This is a genomic window from Pseudomonadota bacterium (assembly GCA_026390555.1).
GTDB lineage: Bacteria > Bdellovibrionota_C > UBA2361 > UBA2361 > OMII01 > OMII01.
The window spans coordinates 1-9,726 of the sequence record JAPLFS010000080.1; the positions used below are offsets into that span (position 1 = coordinate 1).

At 49.6% G+C, this 9,726-nt stretch carries 10 protein-coding genes and 1 pseudogene; 6 read left to right on the forward strand and 5 right to left on the reverse strand.

The genetic code is table 11. From position 1 onward, the window contains the following. Positions 1-526: 526 nt before the first annotated feature. Positions 527-784: pseudogene (locus tag NTV65_11105) on the forward strand (efflux RND transporter permease subunit). Here NTV65_11105 and NTV65_11110 read toward each other — a convergent pair. Together NTV65_11110 and NTV65_11115 are read right to left on the reverse strand one after the other, a co-directional pair. After that, positions 771-1,748, reverse strand: coding sequence for a hypothetical protein (locus NTV65_11110; GenBank protein ID MCX6115744.1), 978 nt, complete (start codon positions 1,746-1,748; stop codon positions 771-773). The pseudogene NTV65_11105 and the gene NTV65_11110 sit on opposite strands and share 14 nt — an antisense overlap. A 136-nt stretch (positions 1,749-1,884) precedes the next feature. Beyond that, positions 1,885-2,610, reverse strand: coding sequence for a hypothetical protein (locus tag NTV65_11115; protein MCX6115745.1), 726 nt, complete (start codon positions 2,608-2,610; stop codon positions 1,885-1,887). 290 nt (positions 2,611-2,900) lie between these two features. Between NTV65_11115 and NTV65_11120 the strand changes: the two genes are divergently transcribed. The 3 genes from NTV65_11120 (at position 2,901) to NTV65_11130 (ending at position 4,870) form a co-directional block, all read left to right on the forward strand. Beyond that, positions 2,901-3,350 carry an HU family DNA-binding protein gene (locus NTV65_11120; protein ID MCX6115746.1) on the forward strand — a complete coding sequence of 150 codons (450 nt, stop codon included), beginning with the start codon at positions 2,901-2,903 and terminating at the stop codon, positions 3,348-3,350. Positions 3,351-3,490: 140 nt separating this feature from the next. Continuing rightward, on the forward strand, positions 3,491-3,805 hold the full coding sequence (locus tag NTV65_11125; GenBank protein ID MCX6115747.1) for a metal-sulfur cluster assembly factor: 315 nt from the start codon (positions 3,491-3,493) through the stop codon (positions 3,803-3,805). An 18-nt stretch (positions 3,806-3,823) separates the two neighbouring features. Next, positions 3,824-4,870, forward strand: coding sequence for an acyl-CoA dehydrogenase family protein (locus tag NTV65_11130; protein ID MCX6115748.1), 1,047 nt, complete (start codon positions 3,824-3,826; stop codon positions 4,868-4,870). A gap of 16 nt (positions 4,871-4,886) precedes the next feature. On the opposite strand, the gene NTV65_11135 is transcribed toward NTV65_11130, so the two are convergent. Beyond that, positions 4,887-5,474, reverse strand: coding sequence for an SIS domain-containing protein (locus NTV65_11135; protein MCX6115749.1), 588 nt, complete (start codon positions 5,472-5,474; stop codon positions 4,887-4,889). A gap of 174 nt (positions 5,475-5,648) precedes the next feature. Here NTV65_11135 and sppA point away from each other — a divergent pair, with 174 nt between their 5' ends. Both sppA and bioA read left to right on the forward strand, forming a co-directional pair. After that, positions 5,649-6,527 (forward strand): signal peptide peptidase SppA, encoded by an 879-nt coding sequence (gene sppA, locus NTV65_11140; protein ID MCX6115750.1) that lies wholly within the window; start codon positions 5,649-5,651, stop codon positions 6,525-6,527. Positions 6,528-6,539: 12 nt separating this feature from the next. After that, entirely contained in the window at positions 6,540-7,805 is a 1,266-nt protein-coding gene (gene bioA / locus NTV65_11145) for an adenosylmethionine--8-amino-7-oxononanoate transaminase (protein ID MCX6115751.1), read from the forward strand. Between the two features lie 554 nt (positions 7,806-8,359). On the opposite strand, the gene NTV65_11150 is transcribed toward bioA, so the two are convergent. Beyond that, positions 8,360-8,656, reverse strand: a complete 297-nt coding sequence (locus NTV65_11150) for a hypothetical protein (protein ID MCX6115752.1) — start codon at positions 8,654-8,656, stop codon at positions 8,360-8,362. A gap of 235 nt (positions 8,657-8,891) precedes the next feature. Further along, a partial coding sequence (locus NTV65_11155) for a hypothetical protein (GenBank protein MCX6115753.1) occupies positions 8,892-9,726 on the reverse strand: 835 nt, incomplete at its 5' end.

The window sequence follows — 9,726 nt, forward strand, 5'->3', positions numbered from 1 at the left end:
AAAGTTAATCCCTATGACTGGCTCAAAAATATCTTCCAGGTCATGCGCGCACATTCCGTAAATAAAATCCACGAGCTTCTGCCGCATAATTGGGGCAACGTCTTAAGCGCCTAAATGAGATGGGGATGGGGGGACGGATACACAAGTACCCACCCAACAGCAGATAGAATTGATATCTTCAATCCAATCAGGAATGATTGGAAATTAGAAAGAGTTATCCCTTGATCACAGAGGACAGTACCGAAACGCGATCCAAAAAAGCTAGCCAACGCTACGGGGAAAAGGCACTCTAACAGTATAGCGCAGATAGCGTATTAGATACTCCACGTACTAATGCTTGAAAATCGACCTATAGCAAAGGGGAAAGTTGGTATCAGAGCAATAAAACCGAACCAAGTCGCACAAATTGACTTGTTACCTAAGTTTTTGAAGCACATTTCCAACCAGCGTCGTATTTAATAAATGTATAGGTAGTGCTATCACTTATTGAGCCCTTTGTCCTGATTTTTCTATAGCAACCGCTTTAGCCCTTGTAGAGGGCGCGGTCTCTCGTTTAAGGCCGGTACTAATGACCGCTTTTGTGGCCTCTTTAGGCTTTGTGCCGATGGCTCTATCGCAGGGCACAGGCTCTGAGGTTCAGAGGCCCCTTGCAACTGTTGTTATCGGAGGGATTATCTCGTCAACAGCGTTGACGTTGCTGGTCTTGCCGGTGCTGATATCGCTATCTTCCAGTGGCCTTTCAATAGGTAGGTGGTTGCGTAAGGGCCGCTCTAGGTCTTCTTAGTTACAGAGCTAACTCCCGCACTAACTAGGGACGCGATGGTTTTAAAATTCAAGGGGAATTCAAGTAACACATGCCCCAAGCTCAAGGTCAGTAGTACGATAAATCCAAGCTGATAGTTTACGGCATACAGAGCAACAGAGGCAACGTAAAGGACCACGATTGAGGTTATGCGAGTACGGGACACCCTATGCCAATTTATAATGCGGGTCTTTGAGAACCAGTTGAGGTAGTGATAGGAGTAGGCGAGCCCCATCAGACGCATAAATGCGAGCACCCCGCTGCGATCCTCGGAGAAACCAAAAAGAGGAATCATTAGAGCCCTAAGCCCCTCAAAGGGGGAGCTAGCATTAAGCATATACGGGGAGGGCTCATAACTACTCGGTATATCAATACCGTATAAACACACGATAGGAGCCGCTGTGAAGATAAGGAGTGAGAGAACTCCAGAGAAGCTGCGCCCCCTTAGAGCTCCGTAGAGGATGAAGATCCCAGTAAAGATATAGACGTGGATTAATGTTGGAAGAAGGATGGCAAAGAGAGCTAGGAACGGCCCCCATGCTAGCGTCAATCCCCCTGCGACCGCACCACCCAAGGCGAAGAGCGTTCTGCCCCTGATGGAACGAGTAAAGACCATGCCGGCTGAAATTATAAAGGTGAATGCAATACTGAAGGTAGTAAGGGCGGCCAGAGCCGCGCTTGGAATGAAAAACCCTAGCGCTGTAATAATGGTAGCTCCAATTAGCCAGATCCAATCTCGCGAGCCCGTGGTAAAGTAGCCCCGATCATGGAGCCATGAGATCTCGGTTAGGTAATGCAGGGGGCCCAGCACAGCATAAGCGATCAGAAATGTTTCGAATGGAAGATAGGCCGCTATAGCGACCGAGATCACCATAAGTATGATGTTCAGATAGTTGACGAGATCTGCCTCAACTGCAGCAACGGATGGACCTGTTTTAGTTGACACCTTGGAGTAACCTAAGAAAGCATGCGTACCTCAAGTTTAGTGCGTGGCCGTATTTTGGGCAAAGGGGGAAGTGCTAGGGATGGCTATTCGCGAAGAGGTACAGCTATCCTTTAGAAGGCCTTTAATTGCCCTAGAACTATCGGCCCCCGCCGAGGCGACCCCTAGTTCCGAATACGGCCAGTAGGATCAGCATAAAGATGCTTAATACGAGGATCTTTGCTAGGTATGTGGGGCGATTGGCTATGGCGGAATTTAGCGCCAGGTCGGTGGCTCCAGCTATCGTTATGCCACGTAGAATGGCCTCCATCCTGGCCTTGGAGGTGGTTGGGCTACCGGCAAGATCGAGGATTGTGACGGTATAGGTGCGATCTGGGAGCTCCGCCTCTAGTAGGAGCGCCTCCATTAGCTGCCCCTGGTTCTTATAGGTAATTTTCGTGCGAAATGTCTCGAGTGTGCCGAGGGGCTCAAGGTGCGAGTCATTCAGGGTAGCATCGGTCAGACCAACCAGGTGATAGCTGTTCTGTATGCGACGTTCTCGCGCTGGTATTCCGGGTCTGAATGTTGCGCCGTAGGCCGGCTCTTGGACCACGTTAATCGTAGGGAAACCCGCGATTTTACTGCGAAAAGCGCACAGTATGTCCGGCTGCTGCATGGGCACCTGCTGCCATGAATCGGAGAGTGGTAGGGTAATGCCGGTACTGGCTCCACAGGCTACGACAACGGCTGTGTCAGGTGCCTCGCTCGCCAACGAATTAGAGCTAAAAAAGCCCACTAGTGGCACTAGAAGAGTACAGGCTACAAGCCCCATTAATAGGAGAAGTGGGTGTTTTTGCTTACAGGGGCGCATCTTTTTGCATGTCATGATGAAAATTTATTATTGATCTATGCTTCGAATTATACCTATCATCTGGCATGTTCGCATCTGAAAACGAGATCTTATTTTCTAGTCGCGTTATAAACGGCTTTAAAACAAGGCTCAAATTAGGGTGGACATCGTACATTATCGCAATGTAATCAGTTGCGCACTGCAATCAGTTGCACGCGGCAGCCAGTTGAAGGATCGTATAAAAGTCAGTAATGACCGAGCGATCTGGGGATAATGTACGAAACACAGCGGTACATAATTACCAATTTGTATTTAGGAGAAAACGTATGGCAAAAAAGCCAGCGAAGAGCGCAAAGAAAGTTGTTAAGAAAGTGGCAAAGAAGATGGCTAAGCCTGCTAAGAAGATCGTTATGAAGGCAAGCAAGGCAGCTAAGGCTGGTCCTGTTTCACCTTCTAAGGCTCGCATTTCGACTAAGCCACGCAATACCTCAACACTGAGCTACACTCAGACTGAGTTCGTTGAGAATATCCGCGCGTTCTGCGGTCTCGGAAAGCGTTCCGAGGCTCGTCAGATCGTTGAGGATATCGCTCTGTTTGTAATGGATTCCCTTAAGAGGGGTTACAAGATCCCACTTATGGGCCTTGGCAAGTTGTACGTTCGTGAGTCAAAGGCTCGCATGGGACGTAACCCAGCTACAGGCGAGACGATCTCGATCCCAAAGAGAAAGAGGGTGAGATTCACTGCTGCTAAGGCACTGAAGGAGAGGGTTCTCTAATCCGACAGGAGCTTTTGCTCTTAGGGGGGCGTGTGGGTCGAAAGGCTCCACGCCCTTTTTATTGCCCTGGTACTTGCCCTGGCACGAGATGGTTTTTGCACGGTGTTGTGCAAAGCCCTTAACGATGTAAACTCCCCCGTATGAATACAGAGAGCGCTGCAACAGAACCAACACGAGAAGCGATCATTGAAGCCCTTAAGACGGTTGAGGATCCGGAGCTATTTATCGATATTTGGTTTCTTGGACTGATATATGGAATCGGCATTGATCAGGGCCAGGTTGTTATAGACATGACCTTTACCTCGCCGATGTGCCCGGCTGGTCCACAGCTTAAGGGCGATGTGATAAGCAAGGTTGGAGCCATTCCTGGTGTGCGTGAGGTTGTGGTGAACATCACCTTTAGCCCACCCTGGGAGCCCTCAGAGGAGGTCAAGGGCTTGCTTGGAATGATGTAACATTATTGCGAGAACGACGTGCAGCTTTCACTCGACCAACAGGAATTTAGGGACCTTGTTCGGCGTTTCTTCGCCGAGCATATTTCATCAGAGTATCTCCGTAGCCGTATCGCTGCTAAGCAGCGCAGCGATGCGGGTTTGCTTCTAACCATGAAGCAACTAGGGCTTGAGGAGGGCTTTGGCGGAGATGGTGCGCCGTTCTCGGTAGTTGAGCTTGCGCTACTTGCAAGTGAATCCGGTCGGGCGCTTATGCCGGAACCGATAGCTGAAAGATTGTTATGCCAAGCGCTCCTTGCGCGTCTTATGCCGCCGGGTGAGCGCGCTGAGTATCGTTCAAAGTTGGCGGGTGGGGTAGCTGCCATAGCTGCCCAGGAATGTTGTAATCTTAGCTACGATGCCACACACCACACCGTTTCGGGCTCTATTACCTGGGCATTTGGGGGTGAGGGGGCGAGTCGAGCACTGGCGTTTCTCCCTGTAGATGGGGTGCTACGGGCTGCACTCTTCGATCTGGGCTCTCCTCGGGTAGTTACTAAGCCGATTACGTCGTTAGATCTAGCAACAGCGCTTAGCGCCTTTGAGCTAAAGCAGGTCGATTGCTACCTCTGCTCGGCTGAGAGCTCAGAGCTCCTTCAAAATCTCCTTGAGGTACTCAAGGCGGCCGAGATCTTCGGTGTATGTGAGCGTGTAATCGAGTTTACCTGTGAGTACGTAAAGACACGCGAGCAGTTCGGGGTGCCTGTTGGTGGATTTCAGGCCATTCAGCATAAATTAGCTGATATCTATGCCGCTACTGAATCGCTAGGGGCAATGGTGCGCTTTGCGGCTTGGAGCGTTGAGCGCTCACCGGAACAGCGTCAGTTAACGGCGCGCGTAGCTATCTCACAGGCGGCGGATCTTGGGCCGCTAGTATGTGAGGTTGCGATGCAGTGTCACGGCGGGATCGGATTTACATGGGAGTACGATCTACACCTATTTCTTAGGCGTGCTAAAACCGTCCAATTGGCCTTTCCTAATAACGAGGCTAGAAGTGATGAGCTGCTAAAGGTAGCGGCGCGCGTATAATTATGGGGCGCCTTTGTTAGGGGAGCTCTAGCGCCAAGGTTTCTAAAAGCTCGCACCAGATATGGATCACGGTGATATGGGCCTCCTGGATGCGCTCCGTGGCCTGTGAGGGCACAATAATAGCGGCGTTGCACAGCGGAGCTATCACTCCGCCATCTCTGCCAAGCAGTCCGATTACGCTCGAGCCACGAGCCTTTGCTGCGGTTAGCGCTGTAGTAACGTTCCTTGAGTTACCGGAGGTTGAGATTCCTATCACGACATCTTTCTCTGTGCAGAAGGTCTCGGCGTAGCGAGCAAAAGCATCATCAAAGCCAACATCGTTGCCCCAACAGGTAAGAACTGAGGGGTCCATAAAGTGCATCGCTTTAATACCCGGGCGATTGCGCTTATAGCGAGCGACCAGCTCCTCACACAGATGCATGGCGTCGCACGTAGACCCCCCGTTGCCACAGGCGTATATGGTGCCTCCTCGGCTAACGGTCTCCGCCATGATTTTGTATGCCGCGGAAACTGAGGAGAGAAAGGAGGGGTCTTGGGCTAGGCTAGTTTTTAGCTTGGCTGATGCGTCAAGAATTTCCGAGATAGTTGAGATGGTATTGTTCATAATCAAAACTCTTTGCTAGATCCGGAACAGGTTAGATCGTGATAATGCGCTCTAAATGGGGTGAGTGAAAAGGGGGGTAGTGAGGTAAAGTATGGAGTGGCGCAGTTTCTCGTCTTTAACTAGAGTGTACTGAATTAAGCACTATAGCAAAATGCGTATTAGTAAGGGGCTCTTATGGGCGAATATAAAGTCTGGTTGGCAAAGCTTTTAACGATCATCGTAATTATCATGGTAGTTACGCCGATAGTTGGCGGGGCAATGAGCGCGGTTAGTGGCTCGCTTGGACCAAAGGTCGCTGTAATCGAGTTGTCGGGGGTGATCACTGATGCCAGTGAGGTGCTAAAGGCGCTCTATAGCGAGGCCCGTAATAAGGATACTAAGGCGATCGTGCTCCGGATCGATTCGCCCGGCGGTGCCGTTGCCCCTTCTGAAGAGATCTACAATGCGGTGCGGCGCTTAAAGGCTGAAAAGCCTATCGTTGTATCGATGGGTTCTATGGCGGCCTCAGGGGGGCTTTATTCCGCCGCCTCGGCTAGTAAGATCTTTTGTCAGCCTGGAACTCAGACCGGCTCTATCGGTGTTATTATGCAGGTGCCGAACTTCTCTACTATCGCCGATAAGGTAGGGGTGTCTATGATTACGATTAAGAGCGGCGCGCTCAAGGATGTTGGCAATCAATTTCGTCCGATGACCGAAGACGATCGTAGATTCCTAGAGGAGGTAGCGGCTCGGGTGCATAAAAACTTTATTCAGGCTATCGCAGAGGGGCGAAAACTCTCTGTCGATAAGGTAGAGAAGTTTGCCGATGGTCGTGTCCTGCTCGGTAGTGACGCGAAGGATCTCGGTCTGGTCGATGGTTTCGGCGATATCTATGATGCGGCTCGTGAGGCTCTGGTGTTGGCAAAGGTTGAGCTCAAGGCCGACCAGATTCCAAACCTCGTCTACGCTAACAAAAAGAAGAACTTCTTAGAGCGGGCATTAGACTCAGAGAGCCTTATTCCATCCCTTGTTGAGTGGGGCTCGGTCCCAACACTTAAGTATCTGGCAAATTAATTTGGATAGCTTGTGAGTTCCCTGCGCGAGCGCGATGCAGAGGTTATATGGCACCCCTTTACTCAAAGCGGAATGGGGGTAACGCCTCTTTCCGTTGTGGCAGCTGAGGGAAGTAATCTTATACTGGAAGATGGGCGTAAGATTATAGATGGAATCTCATCATGGTGGTGCAATACGCACGGACACGGTCATCCGGAGCTGGTGAAGGCGGCTGCAAAGCAGTTCGCCACGTTAGACCACGTTATGTTTGCTGGCTTTACGCATGAGCCCGCAGTTGCATTAGCAGAGGCACTACTTAAGGTCTTACCGCAGGGCTTTGCAAAGATTTTCTTCTCCGATAACGGTTCAACGGCGTGTGAGGTGGCGCTTAAGCTAGCTCTTCAATTCTGGAGTAATCAGGGCCTCTCTAAGAGGAGACGTATTATAGCGCTTGATGGTGGCTATCATGGAGACACCTTTGGTGCCATGGCAGTCGGTGCACGAGGGCCATTTTCGGCGCCATTTGATTCGATGTTATTTGAGGTTGAGAGGGTTTCCATTGATGGCGGTGAGGCGGCCTTGGCGCATATGCGTAGTCTTTGTGAGAGTGAAGAGATAGCTGCTTTTATCTTTGAGCCGCTCGTTCAGGGGGCGGGTGGAATGCGGATGTACGATGCGGCGCTGCTTGATAGTTACATGGCGATTGCGCACGAGTACGGGGTGCTTTCTATCGCAGATGAGGTTATGACCGGATTTGGGCGAACTGGGGCGCTCTTTGCGAGTGAGTCTCTGCTGCTGTCTCCTGATATTATCTGTCTTTCTAAGGGGCTTACCGCAGGAAGTTTACCCCTTGCGGTAACGGTATGTACGCAGGAGATATTTGAGCGTTTTATATCAAGTGACCATTCGCGTACCTTCTTTCATGGGCATACTTATACGGCCAATCCGATCGCTTGCGCCGTGGCCCTAGTAGCGCTCAATCTTACCGTAGCACCTGAGTGCGAGGCAGCACGTAAACGTATAGAGCATCTGCACCGAGAGGCGGCTGAGGAGCTCTCGAGGATAGGATACATAGAAAATGCTAGGGTATGCGGAACAATTTTAGCCTTTGATTTAAACATGGGCGATGTGCCCGGGTATATGAGCAACATAGCGCGTCAGGCCTTCCAGTTTTTTATTGAGCGTGGTTTGTTAATTAGACCACTTGGGAACGTTGTCTACTGTATGCCGCCGTACTGCATAACTGAAGGTGAGCTTGCAATGGTGTACCAGGCTATGAAGGATTTTCAACTAAGCTGATTTGCAACTATTCACCCCTAAAATAAGCGTCACCGATTAGGGGACGTCAAGAAAGGGGCAGTTCCGTACAAAGACAGCTTCCTATAAGCATTAACGAACACAACGGTAAAACATGGTGAATAGTTACCGGATCTGAATCATGTAAATAGTTCAGTCTGTAGGGAGTCAGTTTAGCTCATTAGATCTTAACTGTTGCTTAAAGCTCCATAGCAGATCAGCTAGTTAGCAGAGAGCTAATTCTGGACAATTATCTACGACCGGCATGAAAATATAGGTTATTTCAGTAGATTGGCGGTAAAACACTGATTGCCTGTCCCAACCCAAAGAATCTATTAATTAATTTGGTAAAGAGTACCGACTTAAAGACCTAAGATGGGCTCTTTAGGAAGGGCGGACACGCCCCATACATATAGCCGTGCCCCGAATAGGGACGACTCAGTGCGAGGACACGTCGCACGTGCGCTACTCTGCGTGATGGCACTCGTGTCTCTTTTCATCGCCTATAACGCCCCGTCAGATTTATCTGCACAAGAGCAGGAGACACCAATTTACGGTTACCTAGAAAATAATGCGGAATGCGACGTAGGATCCTTAGAGAATTCAACTACACCATGGGAAGCAACGGCAACTCCGACCAATACGCCAACAGATACTCCAACTAATACCCCAACCAATACGCCAACAAACACCCCAACCGATACACCTACCAACACACCAACTGCTACCCCTACCAATACGCCAACTAAAACTCCAACTAATACACCTACTGCAACCCCAACCTCAACTAATACGCCAACTGCTACCCCTACCAATACGCCAACCAACACACCGACTAATACTCCAACTAACACACCAACAAATACGCCAACTCAGACTCCAACTAACACACCTACTGCTACCCCAACCTCAACTAACACGCCAACCGCTACACCTAACAATACGCCAACTAATACCCCAACTCAGACTCCAACTAATACTCCTACTGCAACCCCAACCTCAACCAATACACCAACCGCTACCCCTACCAATACGCCAACTAATACACCAACTCAGACTCCAACTAACACACCTACTGCAACCCCAACATCAACTAATACGCCAACCGCTACACCTACTAAAACGCCAACTAATACGCCAACAGATACACCAACTAACACACCTACTAATAACAGATACACCGACCAATACACCAACTAATACTCCAACTAATACACCTACTAATACTCCAACAAACACACCGACTAATACGCCAACAGCTACACCAACGAATACACCAACTGATACGCCGACCAATACACCAACTAATACACCTACTAATACTCCAACAAACACACCCACTAACACCCCAACGAATACTCCAACAGATACACCGACCAACACACCAACTAATACTCCAACTAACACACCTACGAATACGCCAACAAATACACCGACCAACACGCCAACTAACACACCGACTGATACGCCGACTAATACTCCAACAGACACACCAACAAACACACCTACCAATACGCCAACAGATACACCGACCAATACACCAACTAATACTCCAACAAACACACCGACTAATACGCCGACTAACACCCCAACTAATACTCCAACTAACACACCTACGAATACGCCAACAAATACACCGACCAACACGCCAACGAATACACCAACTGATACGCCGACTAATACTCCAACAGACACACCAACTAACACACCTACTAATACGCCAACAGATACACCGACCAATACACCAACTAATACTCCAACAAACACACCGACTAATACGCCGACTAGCACACCAACTAATACTCCAACTAACACACCTACGAATACGCCAACAAATACACCGACCAACACGCCAACTAACACACCGACTGATACGCCGACTAATACTCCAACAGACACACCAACAAACACACCTACCAATACG